The organism is Actinoplanes sp. GCM10030250 (assembly GCF_042666575.1).
Classification (GTDB): domain Bacteria; phylum Actinomycetota; class Actinomycetes; order Mycobacteriales; family Micromonosporaceae; genus Actinoplanes.
Genome location: NZ_JBHTDO010000016.1, coordinates 15,283 through 40,955, shown reverse-complemented (window position 1 = coordinate 40,955; position 25,673 = coordinate 15,283). Strand labels below are relative to the sequence as shown.

At 69.8% G+C, this 25,673-nt stretch carries 17 protein-coding genes; 10 read left to right on the top strand and 7 right to left on the bottom strand.

The genetic code is table 11. The features are described 5' to 3' along the window. Positions 1-19: 19 nt before the first annotated feature. The 4 genes from argH to ACFQV6_RS21060 all read left to right on the top strand — a co-directional run bounded on the left by argH (position 20) and on the right by ACFQV6_RS21060 (position 5,024). Complete coding sequence (gene argH, locus ACFQV6_RS21075; RefSeq protein WP_378029243.1) at positions 20-1,450, top strand: argininosuccinate lyase; 1,431 nt, start codon at positions 20-22, stop codon at positions 1,448-1,450. 327 nt (positions 1,451-1,777) lie between these two features. Further along, positions 1,778-3,082, top strand: a complete 1,305-nt coding sequence (locus tag ACFQV6_RS21070) for an extracellular solute-binding protein (RefSeq protein WP_378029242.1) — start codon at positions 1,778-1,780, stop codon at positions 3,080-3,082. A gap of 60 nt (positions 3,083-3,142) precedes the next feature. Then, positions 3,143-4,120 carry a carbohydrate ABC transporter permease gene (locus tag ACFQV6_RS21065; RefSeq protein ID WP_378029241.1) on the top strand — a complete coding sequence of 326 codons (978 nt, stop codon included), beginning with the start codon at positions 3,143-3,145 and terminating at the stop codon, positions 4,118-4,120. A 94-nt stretch (positions 4,121-4,214) separates the two neighbouring features. Continuing rightward, complete coding sequence (locus ACFQV6_RS21060) at positions 4,215-5,024, top strand: sugar ABC transporter permease (protein ID WP_378029369.1); 810 nt, start codon at positions 4,215-4,217, stop codon at positions 5,022-5,024. Positions 5,025-5,135: 111 nt separating this feature from the next. Here the strand turns inward: ACFQV6_RS21060 and ACFQV6_RS21055 are convergent, their stop codons facing one another. Beyond that, on the bottom strand, positions 5,136-6,185 hold the full coding sequence (locus ACFQV6_RS21055) for a LacI family DNA-binding transcriptional regulator (protein WP_378029240.1): 1,050 nt from the start codon (positions 6,183-6,185) through the stop codon (positions 5,136-5,138). Positions 6,186-6,427: 242 nt separating this feature from the next. Between ACFQV6_RS21055 and pulA the strand changes: the two genes are divergently transcribed. Next, a complete protein-coding gene (gene pulA, locus ACFQV6_RS21050) occupies positions 6,428-11,860 on the top strand; it encodes a pullulanase-type alpha-1,6-glucosidase (RefSeq protein ID WP_378029239.1) in 5,433 nt (1,810 codons plus the stop codon). Positions 11,861-12,664: 804 nt separating this feature from the next. On the opposite strand, the gene ACFQV6_RS21045 is transcribed toward pulA, so the two are convergent. Next, positions 12,665-15,079, bottom strand: a complete 2,415-nt coding sequence (locus ACFQV6_RS21045; RefSeq protein WP_378029238.1) for an EAL domain-containing protein — start codon at positions 15,077-15,079, stop codon at positions 12,665-12,667. Between the two features lie 27 nt (positions 15,080-15,106). Beyond that, on the bottom strand, positions 15,107-17,431 hold the full coding sequence (locus ACFQV6_RS21040; RefSeq protein ID WP_378029237.1) for a putative bifunctional diguanylate cyclase/phosphodiesterase: 2,325 nt from the start codon (positions 17,429-17,431) through the stop codon (positions 15,107-15,109). Between the two features lie 130 nt (positions 17,432-17,561). Between ACFQV6_RS21040 and ACFQV6_RS21035 the strand changes: the two genes are divergently transcribed. From ACFQV6_RS21035 to ACFQV6_RS21020, 4 genes are all read left to right on the top strand, one after another. Beyond that, a complete protein-coding gene (locus ACFQV6_RS21035; RefSeq protein WP_378029236.1) occupies positions 17,562-17,786 on the top strand; it encodes a hypothetical protein in 225 nt (74 codons plus the stop codon). 31 nt (positions 17,787-17,817) lie between these two features. Then, positions 17,818-18,537 carry a histidine phosphatase family protein gene (locus ACFQV6_RS21030; protein ID WP_378029235.1) on the top strand — a complete coding sequence of 240 codons (720 nt, stop codon included), beginning with the start codon at positions 17,818-17,820 and terminating at the stop codon, positions 18,535-18,537. Then, a complete protein-coding gene (locus ACFQV6_RS21025) occupies positions 18,518-19,363 on the top strand; it encodes an NAD(P)H-hydrate dehydratase (RefSeq protein ID WP_378029234.1) in 846 nt (281 codons plus the stop codon). The genes ACFQV6_RS21030 and ACFQV6_RS21025 overlap by 20 nt, the downstream gene beginning before the upstream one ends. 71 nt (positions 19,364-19,434) lie before the next feature. Further along, positions 19,435-19,848 carry a CBS domain-containing protein gene (locus ACFQV6_RS21020; RefSeq protein WP_378029233.1) on the top strand — a complete coding sequence of 138 codons (414 nt, stop codon included), beginning with the start codon at positions 19,435-19,437 and terminating at the stop codon, positions 19,846-19,848. Between the two features lie 22 nt (positions 19,849-19,870). Here ACFQV6_RS21020 and ACFQV6_RS21015 read toward each other — a convergent pair whose 3' ends face one another. The 3 genes from ACFQV6_RS21015 to ACFQV6_RS21005 are packed head-to-tail and all read right to left on the bottom strand — an operon-like array spanning position 19,871 to position 22,442. After that, a complete protein-coding gene (locus ACFQV6_RS21015) occupies positions 19,871-20,764 on the bottom strand; it encodes a hypothetical protein (protein ID WP_378029232.1) in 894 nt (297 codons plus the stop codon). A 19-nt stretch (positions 20,765-20,783) separates the two neighbouring features. Next, positions 20,784-21,878 (bottom strand): hypothetical protein, encoded by a 1,095-nt coding sequence (locus tag ACFQV6_RS21010; RefSeq protein ID WP_378029368.1) that lies wholly within the window; start codon positions 21,876-21,878, stop codon positions 20,784-20,786. 51 nt (positions 21,879-21,929) lie between these two features. Next, positions 21,930-22,442 (bottom strand): hypothetical protein, encoded by a 513-nt coding sequence (locus ACFQV6_RS21005; protein WP_378029231.1) that lies wholly within the window; start codon positions 22,440-22,442, stop codon positions 21,930-21,932. A gap of 114 nt (positions 22,443-22,556) precedes the next feature. Here ACFQV6_RS21005 and ACFQV6_RS21000 point away from each other — a divergent pair, with 114 nt between their 5' ends. After that, entirely contained in the window at positions 22,557-24,836 is a 2,280-nt protein-coding gene (locus tag ACFQV6_RS21000) for a HelD family protein (RefSeq protein ID WP_378029230.1), read from the top strand. Here the strand turns inward: ACFQV6_RS21000 and ACFQV6_RS20995 are convergent. Continuing rightward, complete coding sequence (locus tag ACFQV6_RS20995; protein ID WP_378029229.1) at positions 24,811-25,629, bottom strand: MBL fold metallo-hydrolase; 819 nt, start codon at positions 25,627-25,629, stop codon at positions 24,811-24,813. The genes ACFQV6_RS21000 and ACFQV6_RS20995 overlap by 26 nt on opposite strands. Between the last annotated feature and the right edge of the window lie 44 nt (positions 25,630-25,673).

Genomic DNA, 25,673 nt, shown 5'->3' with positions numbered 1-25,673 from the left:
GAACGAGCTAGGAGACACCGTGTCGGAGAGTGACGAGCCGACCAGGCTGTGGGGCGGGCGTTTCGCCGGTGGCCCGGCGGAGGCACTGGCCCGGCTGAGCGTGAGCGTGCAGTTCGATTGGCGTTTGGCGCCTTATGACCTGCTTGCGTCGCGTGCGCACGCCCGGGTGCTGGCGAACGCGGGACTGCTCGACGCTGACGAGCTGGGCCGGATCCTCGCGGCTCTGGACGATCTGGCGTCGGCGTGTGCGGCTGGTGAGTTCCGGCCGACGATCGAGGACGAGGACGTGCACACCGCGCTGGAGCGCGGGCTGCTGGAGCGGCTCGGCGCGCTCGGCGGCAAGCTGCGCGCGGGGCGTTCCCGCAACGACCAGGTGGCCACCGACTTGCGCCTCTACCTGCGGGATCACGCCCGCGGGGTGGCGGTGGCGCTGATCGAGCTGGCGGACGCGCTGACCGAGCAGGCCGCGCGGAACGTGGACACCCCGGCGCCGGGCCTGACCCACGTGCAGCACGCGCAACCGGTCAGTTTCGGTCACTGGCTGCTCGCTCACGTGCAGCCGCTGCTGCGCGACCTGGAGCGGCTGCGCGACTGGGACTCGCGGACGGCGATCAGCCCGCTCGGTAGCGGAGCCCTCGCCGGGTCGTCGCTGCCGCTGGACCCGGCGGCGGTGGCGAAGGAGCTCGGGTTCACTGCGCCGGCGCAGAACTCGATGGACGCGGTTGCGGACCGTGACTTCGTCGCCGAGTTCCTGTTCATCACGGCGCTGATCGGTGTGCACCTGTCCCGGCTCGGTGAGGAGGTCGTGCTCTGGACCTCCACCGAGTTCGGCTGGGTGGAGCTGGACGACGCGTTCGCCACCGGCTCGTCGATCATGCCGCAGAAGAAGAACGCGGACATCGCGGAACTCGCGCGGGGTAAGAGCGGGCGCCTGGTGGGCGGTCTGGTCGCGGTGCTGACCATGCTCAAGGGACTGCCGCTCACCTACGACCGGGACATGCAGGAGGACAAAGAGCCCGCATTCGACGCGGTGGACACTCTTCAGCTGCTGCTGCCGGCACTTGCCGGGATGGTCTCCACCATGACGGTACGGGTGGACCGGCTCGCCGCCGCCGCACCGGTGGGGTTCTCGCTCGCCACCGAGGTCGCCGACTGGCTCGTTCGCAAGGGTGTGCCGTTCCGGGACGCGCACGAGATCACCGGCCGGCTGGTGGCGCTGTGCTCGGCGCGGGAGTGCGAGCTCGAGGACGTCACCGACGACGACCTGAAGACGGTCAGCGAACACCTTGATCCGTCGGTGCGCGAGGTGCTGTCGGTGGGGTCGGCGCTGGCCGCCCGGACGACGCCGGGTTCGACGGGGCCGGGGCCGGTGCGGGATCAGCTGGCCACCGTGCAGCACAAGTTGGACAACTGGCGTCAGTGGGCGGTGGAGAAGGTCGTCCCCCGCTAGCTCCCGCTTGTTCCACCCGGCCGCCCCCGTCGATCTCGACGGGGGCGGCCGTTTTTCGGTTGATGGTGAAAGCAGTTGCAGAGCCGCGCGAGCATCCCGAGTCGCGCTGGGCTCAGGTCTTGCAACCACTTCCATGACGCTGACGTGAGAACCGCACGCTCAGAAGGCGCTTCAGGCAGCCAAAACCCTCGGATTCCGTCCGCAAAGTCCGGATCACCCAGCTTCGCGCGCTCGCACTGTTGCAAGAGGATTCGCAAGGGGTTTCTAACACCGAAACTTCTTGCTACCGTCTCGCCGATACCCCAGCAGGTAATCAAGGAGCGCAACATGCGTCGCATAACCAAGGGACTGGCCACCCTGGCCTCCGTGACCCTCGCCTTCTCCATCGCCGCGTGTGGTGGCGACAAGAAGGAGGAGAGCACCGAGGCCGCCAAGGTCGACCCGGCTTCCCTCACCGCCGAACTCACGTGGTGGGACACCTCGGACGCCAAGAACGAGGGGCCGGCGTTCAAGGAGCTGATCACCAAGTTCAACCAGACGTATCCGAACGTCAAAATCAACTACCAGTCGGTGCCGTTCGCTGACGCGCAGAACAAGTTCAAGACCGCCGCGCAGGCCAAGACCGGTGCGCCCGACATCCTGCGCGCCGAGGTCGCCTGGGTGCCCGAGTTCGCGTCCCTGGGCCACCTGTACGCGCTCGACGGTTCCGAGCTGCTCGCGGACGAGGCCGACTACCTGCCGGCCCCGCTCGCCTCCAACAAGTTCGACGGCAAGACCTACGGCGTACCGCAGGTCACCGACAGCCTCGCCCTGCTCTACAACAAGGAGCTGGTCGAGAAGGCCGGCGTCGAGGTGCCGAAGACCTGGGCCGACCTGAAGACCGCCGCGCAGGCCGTCAAGTCGAAGACCGGCGCCGACGGCCTCTACGTCAACGCCGCCGGCTACTTCACGCTGCCGTTCATGTACGGCGAGGGCGGCGACGTCGTCGACACGGCGTCCAAGACGATCACGGTCAACTCCGAGCAGAACGTCGCCGGCCTGAAGATCGCCAAGGACCTGATCGACAGCGGTGCCTCGGTCAAGCCGTCGGCCACCGACTCGTACGGCACGATGATGACCCTCTTCAAGGAGAAGAAGGTCGCGTTCATCATCAACGGCCCGTGGGAGGTCAACAACATCAAGTCGGCGCCGTCCTTCGGCGGTGTCGAGAACCTCGGTGTCGCGCCGGTGCCCGCCGGTTCCGTCAAGGCGGCCGCACCGATCGGCGGTCACAACTACGTCATCTGGTCCGGCGTACCGCAGGAGAAGGCCCCGGCCGCCGTGGCGTTCGTGAAGCACCTGAACTCCGCCGAGTCGCAGGCCTTCCTCGCCGAGAAGCTGGGCCTGCTGCCCACCCGCAAGTCGGCGTACGAGCTCGACGCGGTCAAGAACAACGCTGTCGTCTCCGCCTTCAAGCCGGTCGCCGAGGCCGCCGCGAGCCGCCCGTGGATCCCCGAGGGCGGCCAGTTCTTCGGCCCGCTCGACCAGATGGCCACCGAGGTCCTGATCCAGAACAAGGACCCGAAGGCGTCGCTCGACGCCGTCGCCGAGAAGTACAAGGCAGAGGTCGTTCCGGCGTACTCCGCGTCCTGACGTGTCCGCGGGCGCCGGTCGTGAGGCCGGCGCCCGCACCCTTCCCCTGGAGCACTTGAGATGACCACTGTCACCGGTTCGCTGCCCCGGCTGCGCCGCAGCTGGGACAAGCACTGGTCCGCCTGGGCGATGGTCGTTCCCGTCGTCGTCGTGATGGCGGTTCTGATCTTCTATCCCCTGATCAACGGGGTCTGGCTGTCGTTCACCGACCAGACCGAGGCCAACCAGCTCGCCGAGATCTGCACCAAGTCGATCACCGGTGGCGAGGTCTGCAAGGAGAACCCGAACGCCTGGGCGTTCGTCGGGCTCGACAACTACGTCAACATCCTCACCGGCCGGATCGGCGAGTTCTGGATGTGGGCGAGCAACACCCTGATCTGGACCATCGCCGGTGTCACCTTCCACTACGGGCTCGGCCTCGGCCTGGCCGTGATGCTGCACCGGCAGTTCCGGTTCCGCGGCCTCTACCGGGTGCTGCTGGTGCTGCCCTGGGCGGTGCCCGCGTTCATCAGCGCCTTCGCCTGGAAGTTCCTCTTCAACGAGCGCCTCGGCCTGGTCAACTCGCTGCTCAACGCGGTCGGCATCGAGTCGGTCGCCTGGTTCTCGGACCGGTGGTCGGCGCTGTTCGTCGCGATCATCACCAACATCTGGCTGGGTGTGCCGTTCATGATGGTGGCGATCCTCGGCGGCTTGCAGAGCATCCCGGACGAGCTTTACGAGTCGGCGGAGATCGACGGTGCGTCGCCGTGGCAGCGGTTCCGCTCGATCACCCTGCCGGGCCTGCGGCCGGTCAGCATGACGGTGATCCTGCTCGGCACGATCTGGACCTTCAACATGTTCCCGATCATCTTCCTGGTGACCGAGGGGCAGCCGGCCGGACAGACGGAGATCCTGGTGACGGGTGCCTTCCGGGCTGCCTTCGAAGGTATCCGGAACTATTCGCTCGCCTCGACGTACGGTGTCCTGATCTTGTCGATTCTGCTCGTCTTCTCGGTGTTCTACCGGCGGGCGCTGCGCAAGCAAGGCGAGGTGTGGTGACGTGACCCAGCTGACGTTGGACAAGACCCCGTCCGTGGCGCCGAGCGCGCCGGCGCCGCTGAACAAGCCCCGGCGTGGGCGGCGTTCGCTCGGGATGTCGGTGCTGCTGCACGGCACGCTGATCGTGGCGTCGCTGATCGCTGTCGGGCCGATCGTCTGGGTGCTGCTGTCGTCCTTCAAGCCGGGGTACGCCGTACAGAGCACCGAGATCACCCTGGTCAAGGACCCCACCCTGGCCAACTACGAGTACGTGCTGTTCGAGACCAGCTTCCCGACGTGGTTCCTGAACTCGGTGATCGTCGCGGCGCTGACCATGCTGATCGGCATCTTCTGCTCGGCCACCACCGGGTACGCGCTGTCCCGTTTCAACTTCCCGGGCCGCCGTCCGCTGATGATGGTCTTCCTGGTCACGCAGATGTTCCCGGTGGCCATCCTGATCGTGCCGATCTACACGATCATGGCGAACCTGGGCCTGGTCAACACGCTGCCGGCGCTGGTGATCGCGTACCTGACCATCGCGGTGCCGTTCTGCGCCTGGATGCTCAAGGGTTACTTCGACTCGATCCCGACCTCGCTGGACGAGGCGGCGTCGCTCGACGGCTGCGGCCCGTTCCGCACGTTCTACCGGGTGATCCTGCCGCTCGCCCGGCCGGCCGTCGCGGTGACCGGTTTCTACACGTTCCTCACCGCGTGGGGCGAGGTGGCCTACGCCTCGGCGCTGATCCAGACCGACAACAGGTTCACCCTGGCTTACGGTCTGCAACAGTTCGTGCCGCAGTTCAATCCGCAGTGGGAATACCTCACGGCGGCCGCCGTACTCGTCACGGTGCCGGCCGGAATCGTATTCCTTTTCGCCCAGCGGCATCTTGTCTCCGGGCTTACCGCCGGCGGCACCAAGGGCTAATCCGTAAATGCTCCGGAATCCGTTCGGAAACGGATTCCGGAGCTTTTCGTCGAAAGCGAGAGAACGCTCTCACGACGGGCGGCCGACCGCGGGCCGCCCATCGCGGGCGTTTCAAGCGGCGGGTGTGGCCACCGGAACGCCGGTGCGGACCGGCGCGATCGCCGTCGAGTTGCGGACCACCAGCTCGGGGTGGAAAAGGTATTCCGAGTGCGGCGCGCCGTGCCCGTTGATCTCGTCGACCAGCGAGCGCACGGCGGCGACCGCCATCGAGATCACCGGCTGGCGCAGCGTGGTCAGCGGCGGGTCGGTGAACGGGATCAGCGCGGAGTCGTCGAAGCCGATCACCGAGACGTCCTCCGGCACCCGCAGCCCGCGGCGCCGGGCGGCCCGGATGGCGCCCAGCGCCATCATGTCGGAGGCGCAGATCATGCCGGTGACACCCCTGGCGAGCAGCCGTTCCGCGGCGACCTCGCCACCCTCGACGCCGAACAGCGTGAGCGAGGTCCAGTCGTCCAGCTCGGCGTCGGAGGCGCCGGTCTCGCGGCGCAGGGCGGCGCGGTAGCCCTCGAGCTTGCGCTGGGTGTTGATGAAGCGGTTCGGGCCGGAGATCAGGCCGATCCGGCGGTGACCCAGCGCGACCAGGTGGGTGACGGCCAGGTCGCCCGCGAGCCGGTCGTCGCAGGAGACGAACGGTGCCTCCAGGCCCGCCGCGTATCCGTTCACCAGCACGATCGGCAGCGGCCGGTCGAGCAGGCGCTGGTATCGGGAGCGGTCCGAGGTGGTGTCGGCGGAGAGTGAGGAGATGAAGACGATGCCGGAGACCTGACGGTCCAGGAGCATCTCCACATATTCATCCTCGGTGACGCCGCCCGGTGACTGGGTGCAGAGGACCGGCGTGTAGCCATGTTGGGCCAGGGTCGACTCGATGACCTGGGCGAACGCGGGGAAGATCGGGTTGTCGAGCTCGGGGACGACAAGGCCGACGAGCCCGGCGCTGCGCTTGCGCAGCCGCTCGGGCCGTTCATAACCGAGGACGTCGAGCGCCGTGAGGACCGCTTGTCTTGTTTCCGCGGAGACACCGGGGCGGTCGTTGATGACACGCGACACCGTCGCCTCACTGACTTGAGCCTGTTTGGCGATGTCGGCCATTCGCGCACGCATAGTTCTCACTCTAGTTGGTCGGTTGTTCGGTCAGCATGGTCCTGAAAGGTCTTCCATTCCATGGAAGTCCTTGCTAGCGTCCCCGCAACAGGGACGATACAGCCGATCTTCGATGTCGCCGAGTCCCCGGCGGTCGATCTGGCTCCCCATATTGAGATTACTTCAGTGGCCCCGGTGGGGTCGCCGACCGCCCTCAGTAGCCGACAAATGCCGATACCACCGAATCGGAAGGGTGCACCGCTGTGGCACCGAGCAGACCGTTACACCGTCACCGGAAGCTGGGCGCCGCTCTGCTCAGCCTCTTCCTCCCGCTGATCGCCGTGCCGGCCGCCCCGGCAGCCGCGACACCCGCGAAGACCGCGGAACCCAGCGCGGCCGTCATCGCCAACTGGGGCTCCGACAAACCGGCCAGGAACGAGCAGTTCTACTTCGTACTGCCGGACCGGTTCGCCAACGGCGACAACCGCAACGACAAGGGCGGCCTCTCCGGCGACCGCCTCTCCACCGGCTACGACCCCACTGACAAGGGCTTCTACCACGGGGGCGACCTGAAGGGCGTGATGGAGCGCCTGGAGTACATCCAGGGCCTCGGCACCACCGCCATCTGGCTCGCTCCGGTCTTCAAGAACCGTCCCGTGCAGGGCACCGGCAGCGACGTCTCGGCCGGGTACCACGGGTACTGGATCACCGACTTCACCCAGGTGGACCCGCACTTCGGCACCAACGCGGACCTGAAGAAGCTGGTCAAGCTGGCGCACCAGCGCGGCATGAAGATCTACCTGGACATCATCGTCAACCACACCGCGGACGTCATCAAGTACGCGGAGAACGAGTACACCTACGTCGACAAGTCCGACTCGCCGTACCGCGACGCCGAAGGGCAGCCCTTCGAGGACCGCAACTACGCGACCGCGAGCGACTTCCCCGAGACCACGGCGCCGTACACGCCGACCTTCGGCAACAAGGCGGACCGCTCCGTCAAGAAGCCGGCCTGGCTCAACGACGTGAGCATGTACCACAACCGCGGTGACTCCACCTTTGCCGGTGAGAACAGCGAGTACGGCGACTTCTACGGCCTCGACGACCTCTTCACCGAGCGTCCCGAGGTGGTCGAGGGCATGACCGAGATCTACGGCGACTGGATCAAGGACACCGGGATCGACGGGTACCGCCTCGACACCGTCAAGCACTCCAACCTGGAGTTCTGGCAGCAGTGGGCGCCCGGCATCAAGAAGGCCGCCGACCGGGCCGGCAAGGACGACTTCTTCATGTTCGGCGAGGTCTACAGCGCCGACCAGGAGATCCAGTCGACCTACGTGCGCCGCGGTGGGCTGCCCGCCACGCTCGACTTCTCCTTCCAGGAGACGGCACGAGGTTTCGTCACCGGCAACAGCCCGGCGAGCGCACTGTCCGATCTCTACGCCAAGGACGACGTCTACACCGCCCGGGACACCGGCGCGGACCGGCTGCCGACCTTCCTCGGCAACCACGACATGGGCCGGATCGGCTCGTTCATCGCCGCCGCGTCGACCGCCGACACCCAGCTCAAGCGTGACCAGCTGGCGCACGAGCTGATGTTCCTGACGCGCGGCCAGCCGGTCGTCTACTCCGGCGACGAGCAGGGCTTCACCGGGCCGGGCGGTGACAAGGACGCACGCCAGGACCTGTTCGCGAACAAGAGCGCGGACTATCTGGACGACGACCTGATCGGCACCGAGCGCACCCACGCGGTGGACAACTACAACACCGGACACCCCCTTTATCGTACGATCGCCGAGCTCGCGAAACTCCGGAAAGCGCACCCCGCGCTGGTCGACGGCGTGCAGGTCACCCGGTACGGAGCGCAGGGTCAGGGTGTCTTCGCGGCGTCGCGGATCGACAAGAAGTCCCGCACCGAATACGTGGTCGCCGTCAACAACGCCACCACCACGCAGACCGTGACCTTCCCGGTCTCCGCCGGCGCGTTCACCGGCGTCTACGGGGCGACCGGCGCGGTGACGGCGGCCGACGGCAAGATCACGGTCACCGTTCCGGCGCTGTCCACACTGGTCTACAAGGGCGGGACGGTCCCGGCGCCCGCCGCCGCACCGACCGTCACGATCACGGCTCCTCAGGCCGGCGCGAGCGTGCCCACCCGTACCGAGGTCGTCGCGCAGACCACCGGCGACCCGCTGTCCACGGTCACCTTCGCGGCGCAGGTCGCGGGCGGCGAGTGGAAGCTGCTCGGCACCGCCGACACGGCACCGTACCGGGTCTTCCACGACCTGACCGGCCTGGCGGGCGGCACCGAGGTGCGGTACAAGGCAGTGGTGCGCGACAGCCGGGGACGGCTCGCGTCGTCCACCTCGGCGATCACCGTCGGTACGCCGGAGGCCACCTCCACGGCCGGCTACGCGGTCGTGCACTACCAGCGGCCCGCGGGCGGCTACGACGACTGGGGCCTCTACGTCTGGGGTGACGTCGATCCGTCGATGACCACCACGTGGCCCGCCGGGCAGCCGTTCGCCGGTGAGGACTCGTACGGGCGGTTCGCCTACGTGAAGCTGAAGCCGGGTGCCAAGAGCGTCGGGTTCGTCGTGGTGAACAAGGACGGGGTCAAGGACGTCGACGCCGACCGTACGATCAACGTCACCGACAACCCGGAGGTCTGGATCAAGCAGGGCGACGCCACGGTCCACCCGACACGGCAGGCCGCCACCGGCGAACCCGACCCGGCGCAGGACCCGAACAAGGCGATCCTCCACTGGCGCCAGGCCGACGGGAACTACGACGGCTGGGGCCTGCACGTCTGGGAGGGCGCGGCCAACCCGACCGACTGGGCCAGCCCGCTGCAGCCGGTGCGCATCGACTCCTACGGCGCCGCCTTCGAGGTGCCGCTGGCGCCGGGCGCGACCTCGCTCAGCTACATCCTCCACAACGGTGACACCAAGGACCTGCCCACCGACCAGTCGCTCGACTTCGCCAAGGCCGGTCGTGAGGTGTGGCTGCTGTCCGGTCAGGAGACCCGGCTGCTGCCGCTGGTGAAGATCGCCGCCGGTGTCGGCGAGATCGACGTGGCGAAGTCGCGGGCGGTCTGGATCGACCGCGGCACGGTGGCCTGGAAGACCAGCATCGGCAGCACGCTGGAGCCGGTCGGCGCGGGTACCGACGGCAAGGTCTACGACCTGGTCCACTCCCGGAACGGCGGGATCGGTGTCGCGGACGGCGAGCTGACCGGAAGCTACCGGTCCGTGCGGCTCGACGCCCGGCGCAACGGGCTCACCGAGGCCCAGCGCGAGAAGTTCCCGCACCTGTGGCAGTACAACGCCTTCCGGATTCCCGCGACCGACATCAAGGAGATCCTGCGCGGACAGGTCGTGGTGACCGAGCGGGACGCCGCGGGCAAGCTGCTCTCCGCCACCGGTGTGCAGCTCGCCGGTGCGCTCGACGACGTCTACGCCTCGGCAGCCGGCGCGACGCTCGGTCCGGACGACGCCAGCGTGTCGGTCTGGGCGCCGACCGCGCACCAGGTCGAGCTGGAGGTGTTCGACACCGCCGCCGGTGGGACACCCGCGGTCAAGGCGATGACCCGCGACGACCGAACCGGCGTGTGGTCGTACCGGGGCCTCGGCAAGGGCAAGTTCTACAAGTTCCGGGTGACCGCGTGGCAGCCGGCCGCGCAGAAGGTGGTCACGGCGTCGGTCACGGACCCGTACTCGGTGGCGCTCGCCGCCGACTCCACCCGCAGCCAGGCCGCCGACCTCGACGATCCGTCGCTGGCACCGGCCGGCTGGGGCTCGCTGCGCAAACCCGCCGCCACCACGCCCGGGAAGATCCAGATCTCGGAGCTGTCGGTCCGTGACTTCTCGATCGCCGACGACACGGTGCCGGCGAGTGCCCGGGGTACGTTCTCCGCGTTCGCCTCGCCCGGCACCGCGGGGATGAAGCACCTCCGGGAGCTGTCCGGCGCCGGTGTCACCCACCTGCACCTGCTCCCGGCGTTCGACTTCGCCACCATCCCGGAGAAGCGCGCCGACCAGCAGCAGCCGCCGTGCGACCTGGCCTCGTTCCCGGCCGACTCGCAGGAGCAGCAGGCCTGCATCGAGAAGGTCGCCGCGACCGACGGCTACAACTGGGGCTACGACCCGCTGCACTACACGGTTCCCGAAGGTGGCTACGCGGTCGATCCCGCCAACCGCACCCGGGAGTTCCGGTCGATGGTGACCGGGGTCAACCAGGCCGGCCTGCGCGTGGTGATGGACGTCGTCTACAACCACACCTCGGCCGCCGGCACGGACGCCAAGTCGGTGCTCGACCAGATCGTGCCCGGCTACTACCAGCGGCTGCTCGAGGACGGCTCGATCGCCAACTCCACCTGCTGCTCCAACACCGCGCCGGAGAACACGATGATGGGCAAGCTCGTCGTCGACTCGATCGTGACGTGGGCCAAGGCGTACAAGATCGATGGTTTCCGTTTCGATTTGATGGGCCACCACCCGAAGGCGAACATCCTGGCGGTGCGCAAGGCTCTCGACAAACTGACGCTCCGCAAGGACGGCGTCGACGGCAAGAACATCTATGTGTACGGGGAGGGCTGGAACTTCGGTGAGGTCGCCGGCAACGCCAGGTTCGTCCAGGCGTCCCAGACCGAGCTCGCCGGTACCGGAATCGGCACGTTCAACGACCGGCTCCGCGACGCCGTCCGTGGAGGCGGCCCGTTCGACGAGAACCCGCGGATCCAGGGCTTCGCGTCCGGCCTGGCCGGTGCGCCCAACGGCGACCCGGTCAACGGGACCGAGGCGGAGCAGAAGGCCCGCCTGCTGCACTACCAGGACCTGATCAAGGTGGGGCTCACCGGCAACCTGGCCGATTACACGTTCACCGGCTCGTCCGGTGCGACGGTGACCGGAGCCGGCATCGACTACAACGGCTCCCCGGCCGGTTACAACGCGGCGCCCGGCGAGGCGATCACCTACGTCGACGCGCACGACAACGAGATCCTGTACGACTCCATGGCCTTCAAGCTGCCCCAGGCCACCACGGCTGAGCAGCGGTCCCGGGCGCAGTCGGTGGCTTTGGCCACCACGGCACTCGGCCAGGGCATCGGCTTCGTGACCACCGGCAGCGAGCGGTTGCGCTCGAAGTCGCTGGACCGCAACTCGTTCAACTCGGGTGACTGGTTCAACGAGATCGTCTGGGACTGCGCCCAAGGCAACGGCTTCGGCAAGGGCCTGCCACCGAAGGCGGACAACGAGCCGAAGTACCCGTACGCGAAACCGCTCCTCGCGGACCCGGCCCTGATCCCGGACTGCGCCTCGATCAACGCGTCGGACAAGCGCTACCAGGAGTTCCTCCGGATCCGGAAGTCCTCCCCGGTATTCGGCCTGCCCACCGCGGCGCAGGTCCAGCAGCGCCTGTCCTTCCCGCTCTCCGGCGCCGGCGAGACCGCCGGCGTGATCACCATGACCCTCGACGGCCGCGGCCTCGACCCGAAGTGGAAGTCGGTGACGGTCGTCTTCAACGCCACCCCGTCGACGGTCACCCAGAAGGTCCCCGCCCTGGCCGGCAAGCGAGTCACCCTCCACCCCATCCAGCAGTCCTCCGCCGACCCCCTGACCCGCACCGCCTCCTTCACCCCAGGGTCAGGCACCCTCACCGTCCCCGCCCGCACCGTCTCGGTCTTCGTCCAGAGCTGACCCCTCCCGAACGCGGCCACCGCTCACCCGCTCAACCCGAGTGGGCGGTGGCCGTTCCCTTCCAAGCTGGCCCTGAGCGGGCACAAACCGGACACGAGGCACCCCTGAGCGCCAGCCGGCTCGCCCGGCTCGTTGCCTGGTTCGCGCGGGGCGGCCCGGCTGGCCGTGAGCGGGCACAAATCGGGCGCGAGGCACCCCTGAGCGCCAGCCGGCTTGACGGGCTGGCTGTGAGCGGGCGCAAATCGGGCGGGAGGGGCCGCTGAGCGCCAGCCGGCTTGCCCGGCTCGTTGCCTGGTTCGCGCGGGGGCGGTCCGGCTGGCGGTGAGGGGGCGCAAATCGGGCGGGAGGGGCCGCTGAGCGCCAGCCGGCTCGCCCGGCTCGTTGCCTGGTTCGCGCGGGGCGGCCCGGCTGGCCGTGAGCGGGCACAAATCGGGCGCGAGGCACCCCTGAGCGCCAGCCGGCTTGACGGGCTGGCGGTGAGCGGGCGCAAATCGGGCGGGAGGGGCCGCTGAGCGCCAGCTGGGTTGACGGGCTGGCGGTGAGCGGGCGCAAATCGGGCGGGAGGGGCCGCTGAGCGCCAGCTGGGTTGACGGGCTGGCCGTGAGCGGGCGCAAAACGGGCGGGAGGGGCTGCTGAGCGCCAGCTGGGTTGACGGGCTGGCTTTGAGCGGGCACAAAACGGGCGGGAGGGGCCGCTGGGGGCCAGCCGGGGGTCATTAGCCGGCGGGTCGGGACGGCCTGGTGTTGCAGTGGGGCTGCCGGAGGTGTGGGTGGGGACTTCGGGACGACCGTACGAAAGAAGGGTTTAGGAAGTTGTCACGGCCGGTCTGTTGAGGCGTTCGTAGAGGGTGCCTACGGGCTCGGGGCGGCCCAAGTGGTAGCCCTGGGCGAATTTGCAGCCCATGACCGTCAGCAGGGCCAGCTGCTCGGCGTCCTCGACGCCTTCGGCGACGACGCGCAGGCCGAGGGTGTGGCCGAGTTGCATGACGGCGCTGACGAGTTCCTGCTGGCGGGCGTTGCCGACCATGCCGGTGATGAACGAGCGGTCGATCTTGAGGACGTCGACGGGGATGTCGCGCAGGTAGCCGAGGGACGAGTAGCCGGTGCCGAAGTCGTCGATGGCGATCTTGACGCCGAGTTCGCGGAGTTCCTGGAGGCGGATGGAGGTCACGGCGACGTCGCGCATCAGCATGGTCTCGGTGAGTTCGAGGACCAGGCAGTGCGGTGACAGGCCGGTGGCGGCGAGGGCGCCCGCGACCTGGTCGGTGAGGTCGGCGGTCTCCAGGTGGGCGGCGGAGAGGTTGACGCTGACCCACGCGGGAGCGGTGTGCGGGCTGTGGTCCTGCCACTGGCGCACGGTGTGGCACGCCTCCCGCAGGATCCACCTGTCGATCTCGATGATCATGCCGGTTTCCTCGGCGAGGGGGATGAACGAGCCGGGCTGTTGCAGGCCGCGTTCCGGGTCCTGCCAGCGGACCAGGGCCTCGACGCCGTGCATGCGGCCGTCCGGTACGCCGGCCACCGGTTGCAGGTGCAGGCGCAGCTCGCCGCGGTGCACCGCGGCACGCAGCCGGGACTCCTGGTCGAGGCGGTTGAGCAGCTGTTCGTGCATGCGGGTCTCGAACAGCATGGCGCGGTTCTTGCCCTCGTCCTTGGCCGCGTACATGGCCACGTCGGCGTTGCGGACCACCTCGTCGGCGTCGGTGTAGCGGGCCGCGTCGGGCACCACCCCGATGCTGACGGTGACCAGGGCTTCGCGGCCGTGCATGACGAACGGCTTGGCCAGGGCTTCGAGGCAGGCCTGGGTGAGTTCCTCGACCACCGGCGGGGAGGCGCCCTCCAGCAGTACGGCGAACTCGTCCCCGCCGAGCCGGGCGACCGTGTCGTGCGGCCGCAGCACGGCGGTCAGCCGGTCCGCGGCGGTACGCAGAAGCAGGTCACCGGCGTTGTGCCCGAGGCTGTCGTTGACCCGCTTGAAGCCGTCCAGATCGAGGTAGAGCAGCGCGATCTGCTCACCGGACGCGCGGGACCGGCTGAGCGCGTGCTCCAGGCGGTCGAGCAGCAGCTTGCGGTTCGGCAGCCCGGTGAGTGCGTCGTGCAGGGCCTGGTGGCGCAGGTCGTACTCGAGGGCGCGCTGACGGCTGACGTCGCGCAGCACGATGACCGCCCCGATCGGCCGGCCGTCCTTCTCGATCACGCTGTTGGTGTACTCGACGCGTACGGCGGTGCCGTCCGAGCGCTGCAGCACGCTCTCCCGGGTGCCGGCGGTGAGGTGGTCGCCGGCTTCGGGCAGCAGCAGGGCCGCCTCCCGCTGGAGCAGCCCGCTCACGCCGACGCCGGTGATCCGGCCGGCGGCCTCGTTGGCGAAGGCGATCCGCCCGGCCGTGTCGACGCCGCAGATCCCCTCGCCGGCGTTGGCCAGGATGCTGTCGGTGTACTCCTTGGCGAGGATTTCTCGGGCCGAGCGTTCGAGCTGTTCGGCCATCGCGTTGAAGGCGCGGGCGAGCTTGCCGATCTCGTCGCGGCCGGCCTCCGGCACCCGGTGCGAGTAGTCGCCGGAGCGGATCACCCGGACCGCGGTGGTGAGCGCCGTGATCCGCCGGATCAGCGAGCCGGAGAGAAGAAAACCGATCAGGAGCACGAGTACGGTCGCGACGCTCGCACTGGTCAGGATGATCCGCTGGGCCTGACGGGCGCCGGTCATCATCTGGTCGTAGAGCGGCGTGTACTCGAGGATGATCGCGCCGATCGTCACGCCACCGGTGCTGGCCATCGGTACGACCACCTGCTTGATGCCACCCGGATAGTCCGCACTGACCTCCACGAACACCCGGGGCTCGCCATCAGCGATGGTCAGGCCCACCTCGTTGCCGGAATCATGCTCGAAAACCGTCCCGACGTTCTCCTCGACGACGTCACCGAGGATGAACTTGCCCTGGTCGACCACGACGACGTCACGCTGCTGCGTGGTGTGCATCCGCTGCAGGTACTCGCCGAGCCCCCGCTGGCTGTAGTAGAGCGGGGTGACGATCTTGTCCTCGGCGCTGGCCGGCAGCCCGTAGGCGATGTCCTTGGCGACACCCCGGGCCAACTGGGCCGCCTCCTGCGCCGCGGCCCTCTCGGCGGAGGCGTTGTCGGCCCGCCAGGCGATCAGCGCGGTGGCCGCGATCATCAGCGCCACCAGCAGATATCCACCCAGCAACTTCTGCCGTACGTTCATCCGGTCCTTCCCGTCCTGCCCGATATCTCATCGGCGGGACCGGGCCGGTGTTAAGGGAGTCGTACCGATCAGCAGTTCGATGTCCGAGCCGGGCATCGGGCGGGCGAAGTGGTAGCCCTGCGCGAACCGGTAGCCCGCCGCGTGCAGGCGTTCGGCCTGCTCGGCGGTCTCCACACCCTCGGCGACCGCCTCCATCCGCAGGCCGCGGGTGATCCCGATCAGGCTGTCGACGATCACCGCCTGCGGGCTCTGCGAGGTCACCCCGTCGACGAACGATTTGTCCACCTTCAGCCAGGTCACCGGGCAGTCGACCAGCAGGCTCAGCGACGACTGGCCGGTGCCGAAGTCGTCGAGCGCGATGCTCAGGCCCATCTCGTGCAGCCGGCGCACCACGTCCAGGCCCACGCCGGTGCCGAGCACCGCGGTCTCGGTCACCTCGACCACGAGCCGGGCCGGGTCGAGCCCGGCCGCGGAGAGCAGGGCCCGCATCTCGGCGGGGAAGCCGGGTTCGTTGAGCTGGCGGGCGGAGACGTTGACGCTGACTTTGCCGGGGGCGTTGTCGCCGTACTCGCGCTGCCAGGTCGCCGCCTGGTGGATGGCCTCCTCGAGCACCCAGCGGCCCAGCTCGACGATCTGGCCGTTGCGTTCGGCGAGCGGGATGAAGACCGCCGGTGACACGAAGCCGTGCTCGGGGTGGCGCCAGCGGATCAGGGCCTCCACGCCGGTGAGCCGGCCGTCCGGCAGCTCGACGATCGGCTGGTAGACGAGGAACAGCTCGTCGCGGGCCAGGGCCTGGCGCAGGTCGGAGCTGAGGCGGGCGTCGCTGTCGGCGAGCTGGTCCATGATCGGGTCGAACCAGGTCCACCGGCCGCCGCCGTTCTTCTTGGCGGCGTACATCGCGACGTCGGCCCGGCGCAGCAGCTCACCGGCGGCGTCGTCGGGGTCGCTGGCGGTGACGCCGACGCTGATCCGGGGCACCATCTCGTGCCCGTCGACGAGTACCGGCCGCTGCACCGACGCCAGCAGTTCGCGCAGCACCACGTCGGTCTCGGCGACGTCGAGGCCGGGCAGCAGCAGGGTGAACTCGTCACCACCGAGGCGGGCCACGGTGTCCTCGGCACGCAGCCGCTCCCGCAGGCGCTCGCTGATCGTCTGGAGCAGGGCGTCGCCGGTGTTGTGCCCGTACCGGTCGTTGATGACCTTGAAGTCGTCCAGGTCGAGCAGGGCCACCACGAACGGCTCGCCGTCGGACAGCCGGGCGGAGATCTCCTCGGTGTACGCCGAGCGGTTGCCGATGCCGGTGAGCGCGTCGTGCGTCACCTGGTGGTCCAGTTGTTTCTGGTACGACCGCAGCTGCGCCAGGTTGGTGTCGACGGTGTCGAGCAGCCGGGCGTTGTCGGTGAGGGTCGTGAGCTGGCGCAGGACGACCAGCACGGTTGCCGAGGTCACGGCGATCGCCATCATGGCGTCGGCGCCACCCTGTGGCATCTCGACCTTGAGCAGAACCGCGTAGAGCAGGGCGATCGCCAGATAGGGCGCGACGCTGAACCGGCGCCGGGCCGGGCGCTGCGGCGGCGGGGCGGAGGTGTTGCGGCGCTGCCGGCGGCCGGCCAGCACCACCGACATCTGCGACATCGGTAACGCCAGCAGGCTCGTCGACAGGTGCGGCTTGTCGGCGATCATCGGCGCGACGACCGCTGTGGAGGCGGCCAGGGCGACGCCGGCCGCGAGGATGTACAGGGCACCCCGGTCGAGCCGGCCGGCTCCGGCGAAACCCACCTTGACGAAGGTGATCAGCGAGATCATCGAGAGGGTGACGATCGCGGTGAACGCCTGCGGTGCGGTGTCCGGCGAGTCGCTGAAGTCGATCCGGCTGATCCAGAAGTGCCAGGCGACCACGGCGCCGGTCAGCAGGATGATGCCGGTGTCCAGGGCGAACCGCAGCCAGTCGCCGCGGGTGCGCTGCCAGGTCGGCAGCCGCAGCAGCGCCCAGAGCACCACGGCAAGCGCCGTGACGTAGATGCCCTGAGTGCGTACGCCGAGCTCCTGGGACAGCTCCGGGCCGCCGAACGCGTCGTACATGGCGCTCAGGTTGCCGGGGAGCAGGATCGCGCACGCGACGCCGACGCTTCGCCAGAAACGGCGGGTGGCCTGGTCGAGCTGCGCGCTGCGGTAGGTACGCCAGCACTCGTACGTGGCGAGCACGGAGAGCAGCGGCAGCGGCAGCCAGCCGATGATCGGGTACGGCCAGACGTGCACCAGGCCGATGGTGAACCACCCGATCAGGAAGGCGACCAGACCGAGGGCCACGAGGAGGCGGCCCCGGGATCGGCCCGGGCTCAGGAAGGACATGGTTGTCTCATCGGCAGTTGTCCGACGATTCATAGGAAGCCGGCGTTTCTCAGGGACGCTGCCGCGCGGCCGATGGGTTCCCTTCGAACGCGGCCGGTACCGGTCGCCGGAGATTTCCGGAGGTGACCCGTTGGAACCGATGCTTCAGCTCGTCCGCGAGGAACTGGTCGGCCGGCTCACGGCCGCGGCCGGTTCGATGACCGCGACCGCCGAGATGCTCACGGCGGTGCGGGAGGTGGCCGGCGACGTCCGCGGCACCGAGTCGATGCGGGTGGCGATCGAGGAACTGACCCGGACCAGGGACCGCCTGCTCGCTCAGGCCGGAGCGGTGAACGCCTGCGCGCCGGCGCGATAGGACCGCTCCCGGATGGGGTAAAGCCCCGGGCATGGAGCAACTGGAGTGGCTCGCCGTGGTCCGGCACGGGCTCAGCACCGGCAACGTGATCGCCGAGCAGGCCGAGACCACCGGCGCCGAAGCGATCGACATCCCGGAGCGGGACGCCGACGTCCCGCTCTCCGACCTGGGGCGGGAGCAGGCCGACGCGCTCGGCCGTCTGCTGGTCGAGCAGCAGCCGCGGCTCGCGGTGGTCTCGCCCTACCTGCGGGCGCGCCAGACCGCGGAGATCGCCCTGCGCGGCACCGACGTCGAGGTGATCGTCGACGAGCGCCTGCGTGACCGGGAGCTCGGTGTGCTCGACCTGCTCACCGCGCGGGGCGTGCAGGCGCGGTTGCCGGGGGAGGCCGCCCGGCGGGCGCGGCTGGGCAAGTTCTACTACCGGCCGCCGGGCGGTGAGTCCTGGGCGGACGTGCTGCTGCGGCTGCGGGCGCTGCTGCGCGAGATCCGCGAGGACCATCCGGGCGGCCGCGTGGTGCTCTTCGCCCACGACGCCACCGTGCTGATGGTGCGCTATCTCGCCGAAGGGCTGAGCGAGAAGGAGCTGATGGAGCTGGCTCACCGTACGGCGATCGCCAACTGCTCGATCAGCAGCTGGCGCCGCTCCGGTGACCGTCTCGAGCCCGACCTGTTCAACGCGGTCGAGCACCTGCACCGCGAGGACACCCCGCCCACCAAGCAGGAGGTCGTTGATGACCAGCCGGTCCGATGAACGAGTGATCACCCCGGCCCTGCTCCAGGACTGGCCGCTGCCGGACCCGGAGGGCGACAAGCTGTCGCGGGGCACGGTGCTGGTCGTCGGTGGCGCCCGCTCCACGCCCGGCGCGGTCCTGCTGGCCGGTGTCGCCGCGCTGCGCGCCGGTGCCGGCCGGCTCCAGCTGGTGGTGGCGAGCGAGTCCGCTGTCGCGTTGAGCATCGCGGTGCCGGAGGCCAAAGTGGTCGGTCTGCCGCGCGACGGTGACACCTCCGACGAGGTGCTGAGCATGGCCGAGGCCGCGGACGTGATCGCGCTCGGCCCCGGCCTCGACGACATCGACCACACCACCCGGCTGATGCGGGAGGTGCTCGGTGCGGCCGGACAGCAGTCGGCGGTGGTGCTCGACGCGTACGCCCTCGGCGCGCTCAGCAAGGACCGGGACCTGCTGCGCCAGGAACGTGCGGTGCTCACCCCGAACCTGGTCGAGGCGGAGCACATGCTCGGCCGCGATCCCGGCGACGACCTGCCCGGCGCGGCCCGGGAGCTGGCCGAACGGTACGGCGCCGTGGTCTCGATCTACGGCCACATCGCGGCGCCCGGCGGCGGCGCCTGGCGCGAGGAGAGCGGCGACGCCGGCCTCGGCACGTCCGGCAGCGGCGACGTGCGCGCGGGCATCGTCGCCGGACTGCTCGGCCGGGGCAGCGACCCGGAGCAGGCGGCCTGCTGGGCGGCGTACGCCCACTCGATGAGCGGCCGCCGGCTGGCCCCGCGGTACGGCCGGGTCGGCTTCCTGGCCCGCGAACTCGTCGACGAGGTGGCAGCGACGATTGCGATGGTCTGAGGCGGGTACGCCCTGTGGTGACAGTGTGACCGTAGGAAACGGTGTGACCGTAGGGAAAGGAGTGTCCACTCATGACAACCGCCCGCGACATCATGACCCGGGACGTCACCTGCGTCGGCGAGAAGGAGTCGCTCGCGGAGGCCGCCCGGAAGATGGCCGAGCTCAACGTCGGTTCCCTGCCCATCTGCGGCGAGGACAACCGGCTGCACGGCATGCTCACCGACCGCGACATCGTCGTGAAGGCGCTGGCACAGGGGCGCAACGCGAGCGACGTGACCGCCTCCGAGCTGGCGGCCGGTAAGCCGGTCACCGTCGGCGCTGACGACGACGTCACCGAGATCCTGCGCACGATGAGCCAGCACAAGGTGCGCCGCCTGCCGGTCATCGACGGCCACCGGCTGGTCGGCATCGTCGCGGTCGCCGACGTGGCCCGCGCGCTGCCGGACCGCCCGGTCGGCGACCTGATCGACGCGATCAGCGAGTGAGTTTCCCCGGGTCAGCGGCAGTTCAGCTGCCGCTGATCCGGTAGCTCCCGCGGGGGAGCAGCATCGGGGCGGCGCCGGGCACGGTGGCCATCACCGGGAGGCCGGCCACGTCCGGCTCCTCCGGAAGGTGCCAGCCGATGTCCACACTGATCGCCGCTGCCAGCACGTTGGCGTCGAAGAAGTCGAACATGTCGTCGTGCTCCATGTTGGCCTCCGGCGGGCCGGTGATGCCGTGCTCGGCCAGCCACGCGCGCTCGATCTCCAGCGGTTCGCCGGTGGAGGTCTCCGGCTCCTCGCTGTCGAACCGCCGCACGGTCACGCCCTCGCGCGCCACCAGCCAGGCCGATCCGTCGCCCTGCGCGCCGAAGTAGAAGGCGTGCGCCTCGCCGAACGTGGTGCTGAGCCGCTCGATGATCCGCTGGACCTCGGCGGACCGCTCGTTGAACGCGTCGCACCACGGCCCCACGACCGGAACCCACCCGTTCACGGCGGCACCCACGATCACGAGGTCGGCGTCGGTCTCCTTGTCGTGCTCCAGGATGTCGACCAGGTCGGCGGCCAGGTGGTAGGTCACCGGGCGGGGAGCCGTCAGGCCGATCGCGGCCATCACCGCTTCCTGGTCGGTGCTCCGCACGCACCACCAGGTCGTCCAGCAGGAGGAGAGCGGGCCGACCGGCTCGGTGCGGCGGCGGATTCGGATCAGTCGCTCGGCGGCGGCCACGTCGGCCGGGGCGAGGGCGGCTTCGCCGCCGACGAACATCAAAGCTTCCAGGGCGGCGGCCCGCAGACGACCAGGACCATTCCGGCGTACGCCTCGGAGCACCTCGGCAGCGTCCGGCCGGTCCTGGAACTTCCACAGCACGGTGCAGCGCTCGTTGTGTGCGGCTGTCCGCAACTGCTCCAGCAACTCGTTCACGCGGAGAAGCTACTCGATTTCAGCCGTCGAAGCGTTCCCAGTCCAGGCCGAGTTTGCGGAAGCGGCGCAGCAGGGAGCGGTGCCGGGCGCCCACGTACACCTCGTACCAGTCCGCGTGGTCGTCGCCGGCCAGCACGACCAGGCCGGGTTCCGCGTAGAACCTCGACCGCGCGCAGGGCCAGCGCATCGGCCGCAGCGGCACCCGCCGCATCGGTGCGACGATCCGTTTGAGCTGGGCGCGGTCGACGAACGCCATGCCGCCGGGGGAGCTGTCCATCGCGGCGCGGGTCAGTGCGGTGAGCATCAGGAAGCCGCTGAGCCGTTCCCGTTCGCGCAGCGGGTGGTCGCTGAGCCCGTGGTACCAGACCGGCGGGTTCTCGCCGGCCTCGGTGTGCAGGGTGAAGACCCCGTCACCCTCCTGGGCGAAGGCGAAGCCGTCCCCGAGCTCGGGGAAGATCAGGAGGGAGCCGCCGTCGTAGAGGCCGGTGCGCCCGGCGGCGGCCCGGTGGAAGGCTCGCAGCGGCTCGGGTTGTGCGGTGGCGGGTTCCGGGGCGTCGTGGGCGGGCGGGACGTCGGCGTACCAGCCGGTGACGAACTGTTCCAGCGCGGTGATCGGGTCGCCGGGGAGCAGGTCCAGCCAGTCGAGGCCGGGCTGTTCGGGGGGTGGGCCGGTCGGGCGTACCCGATCCAGCAGGTCGTAGGGGAGTGGCGCTTCCAGGTAGAGGCTCAGGTCCTGGAGCGCGCCCCGGCGGCGGCCGAGACGGATCACCCGGGCCGAGCCGAGGGCGAGGCAGCCTTCTGCTGGTTCAGAAGACGTTGCTTGCGGTGCTTCCGCTTCGGTAAGCGTTGCTTCCGCTTCGGGGGAGGGGGTTTCGGGGAGGCGGGCGAAGGCCAGGAGGGTCGGCGCCGGTTCGGCGGTGAGGCGCGCGGCGATGCGGGACGGGAACGGTCCGGTGACGGCGAGGTCTTCGGCCGTACGCACGCCACCCTCGACCACCACCACGATGGTGTCCGGTCCGGCGGCCAGGACGGTGTCCGGGCTGACGTGGGTCTCCGCGCCCGGACCGGCCATGGCGAGCGCCGCGGACTCGGCGGTCACGGACCAGAGGCGCATCTCCACCGGAACACGATAATCGCCGGTGCCCCGGGAAGGGGCGGGCGCCGGTCAGCCGTCGTGGTCGGTGGCCCGGGCGGCGCAGAGGAACGAGCCGCCCACCGCGAAGGCACCGAGCACGCCGAGGGAGATCTGCTGCTCGTGGTCCATCTGCCGCTCGTACGTCACCCGGCTGACCTCGATCACCCGATTGCTGTCCTGCAGCACGTACCGGCCGTCGCGGACCTCGGGTTTGCCGTCGAGGGCGGTGAAGGCGAGCACGATCGAGAGCCAGAAGCCGAAGAAGATCACCCCGGCGAGCAGGGCGGCCCAGACGGGCACGTGGGGCGGGACCCAGGAGGCGAGGTCCCAGAGTTTGCGGGGTGCGCGGGTCCGGTAGCCGCGCCGGTTGCTCAGGATCCCGATGGCGAAGCCCGGCACGGTGAGCAGGGCGGCGACGCCGACCGCGACGGCCGAGTGGAAGGGCCGTGCCCCGGCGGCAAGCGCCACGATGAGGGCGGCGGACCACACCACGGCGACACCGCAGATCAGGCTGAGCCCCAGCAGTCCTCGGTGCGTGATCATCAAACGGAACGCTACCGGGAGGGGTGTCGACGGCAGGCCGGATTGGAGCTATCGTAGGCAGTTGCCTCTAGCTATCCGTGAAAAGTGCCTACAAACCCACCATTAGATTAAGCCATGGGAGCAGCAGTGTCAAGTCTGTCAAGTGTTTCGTCCGAAGAACTCGCGGAAGAGCAGCGCCACCTCACCCTCCTCTACGACCACCTCGACGAACTACGGGACCAGACCGACCGCCGGCTCGCCGCATCCCGGCGGGAGAACGGCGGCACCCCGCAGGCCCGGTCCCAGCGCGACGCGTTCACCGGCAACTACGCCGAACGCCTGGCGCAGCTCGCCGCCGTGGAGCAGGGACTCTGCTTCGGCCGCCTGGACCCGCACGACGGGACACCGCTGCACATCGGCCGGATCGGCCTGCACGACACCGACCGGCAGCTGCTCGTCGACTGGCGCGCACCGGCCGCCCGCCCCTTCTACGTCGCCACCGCCGTCACCCCCTACGGCATGACACGCCGTCGCCACATCCGCACCCGGTTGCGGACAGTGATCGGCATCGACGACGAGATCCTCGATCCGGACCGGGCCGGCGACTCCGCGCCGGTGACCGGAGAAGCCGCCCTGCTGGCCGCGCTGACCGCGAACCGGACCGGCCGGATGCGCGACATCGTGGCCACCATCCAGGCCGAACAGGACCGGGTGATCCGTGCCGACCTCGGTGGAGTCCTCGTCGTACAGGGCGGTCCGGGCACCGGCAAGACCGCTGTCGCGCTGCACCGCGCCGCCTACCTCCTCTACACGCACCGTGATCAGCTGGCCGCACGCGGCGTGCTGATCGTCGGGCCCAACGCCACCTTCCTGCGCTACATCTCGCAGGTGCTCCCGTCGCTCGCCGAGACGGGCGTGCTGCTCGCCACGCCGGGTGATCTCCACCCGGGCGTGACGGCGCGGCGGCCGGAGCCGCCGGGCGCCGCGGAGATCAAGGGTCGCGCGACGATGGTGGAGACCTTGCAGTCAGTGGTACGGGCTGTGCAGCGCGTACCGCACGAGACAGTCGAGATCGTGGTCGACCGCCACGTGCTGCGTCTCGAGCCGGCGGCTGCCGAGGCGGCTCGCGAACGGGCCCGCACCTCGGGTCGCCAGCACAACCTCGCCCGCCCGATCTTCGAGACCGCGGTGCTGGACGCCCTCGCCGCCCAGGTCGCCGAACGGATCGGCTACGACCCGTTCTGGGCCGACCCGCTCGGCGAGGACGACGCCCTGACCTCCTCCAACGTCCTGGACGAGGCGGATCTCGCCGACATCCGCGCCGACCTGGCCGCCGACCGGGGCGTGCGGGCGCTCATCGACGGGCTGTGGCCGTTGCTCACCCCCGAGCAGTTGCTCACCGGGTTCTACGCGGATCCGTCGGTGGTGCCGCAACTGACCGCCGAGGAACAGGAGGCGCTGCGCCGCGAACCGGGTGGCGGGTGGACGCCGGCCGACGTGCCGCTGCTGGACGAGGCCGCCGAGCTGCTCGGCGAGGACGATCGGGCCGCCCGCGAGCGGGCCGAACGTGAGCAGCGGATCCGGCTCGGATATGCGCAGGGCGTCCTGGACATCACGGCCGGCTCGAAGTCGTACGAACTGGAGGACGACTTCGAGGCGGCGATCCCGAACGTGGCCGACGTGATGCAGGCCGACATGCTCGCCGAGCGGTACGAGGACCGGGAGTGGCAGTCCGCCGCCGCCCGGGCCGCCGCCGACCGCCGCTGGGCGTTCGGGCACGTGATCGTCGACGAGGCGCAGGAGCTGTCGCCGATGGCGTGGCGGCTGCTGATGCGGCGCTGCCCGAGCCGGTCGATGACGGTCGTCGGTGACCTCGACCAGACCGGGGCCCTGGGCACGGCGGCGTCGTGGGGGGAGGTGCTCAGCCCGTACGTGGCGGATCGGTGGCGGCTGACCGAGTTGACGGTGAGCTATCGGACACCGGCGGAGATTCTCGCGTACACCGGCCGTGCTCTCGCCGCCGCAGGCGCGGTCATCACACCGCCCCGCCCGGTGCGCGAGTCCGGGATCGAGCCGTGGGAGGAGACCGGTGACCTGGCCGGCCTCGCCCAGCTCGTGATCGATGAGATCGCGCAGGCCGGCGACGGCAGGCTCGCCGTGATCGTGCCCGCTGCCCGCCGGGACGTGCTCGCCGCGGCGCTGCCGGTGTCGGCCGACCCTGAGGACAGCGCGGTCCTGCTCACTGTCGCCCAAGCGAAGGGGCTGGAGTTCGACTCCGTGGTGGTGGTCGACGCGGCCGGGATCGTGGCGGAGTCGCCGCGCGGTGTGAACGATCTCTACGTGGCGCTGACCCGGCCCACCCGTCGTCTCGGCGTCTTCACACCGGCGTTTACGCCGGCCGGTTCCCCTGCGTGATCATCGAGTTCAGGCTGAACGTTTCGCCGCGCTCGAAGGTGTGGATGCCGGTCAGGGAGCGGGTGCCGCAGGCGGTGAGGTAGTCGCTGAGCGGTGACTTCATCACCTTGTAGTCGTCGAAGTGGATGGGCAGGGTCAGCCGGGGCCTGATCAGATCGGTCAGCTCGGCGCCCTGCCGCCCGTCCATGGTCAGCGTGAGGCCCAGCAGCTTGGTGCCGCCTAGGTGGATGAGCATCACGTCCGGTTCGCCGTACCGGTCGCGGATCTCGCTCAGGAACGGCCGGTAGAGGGTGTCGCCGGTGATGTAGAGCCGGAGCATCCGCTGACCGTCCACCTCCCACTCCACCAGCGAACCCATCACATCCGGCAGCAGCCGGTCGGCAAAGCCGGGACCGTGCCGCCCCGGCAGGGCGGTGACCCGCAGAACCTGCCCGTCCCGCCGCCACTCCTCGGCCTCCCAGGTCGGCAGCCCCCGCACCGCCGAGAAGCTGCGACGGCGCAACCGGCGCTGCGCCTCCGAGGTGGTCACGATCGGCAGGTCCCGGGGAATCACCTCACGGGCGGCCTTGTCGAAATGATCGCCGTGCAGGTGCGACAGGATGATCCCGTCCAGCGGCGGCAACTCGGCGTACGTCATTGCCGGATCCCGCAGCCTCCGCGTCCACGCGCCGTAACCCAGGTGCACGCGGCTGCCGGCCGCACCGAAGGCCGGGTCGGTGAGCAGGGTGAACGCGCCCAGCCGCAGCACGGTGGTGGCGTTACCGACGAAGGTCACGCTGGCATCCGGTGTCATGCGCAGCGCCTACCCGCCGCCCGCCTCCCGAAACGCCCGATCAT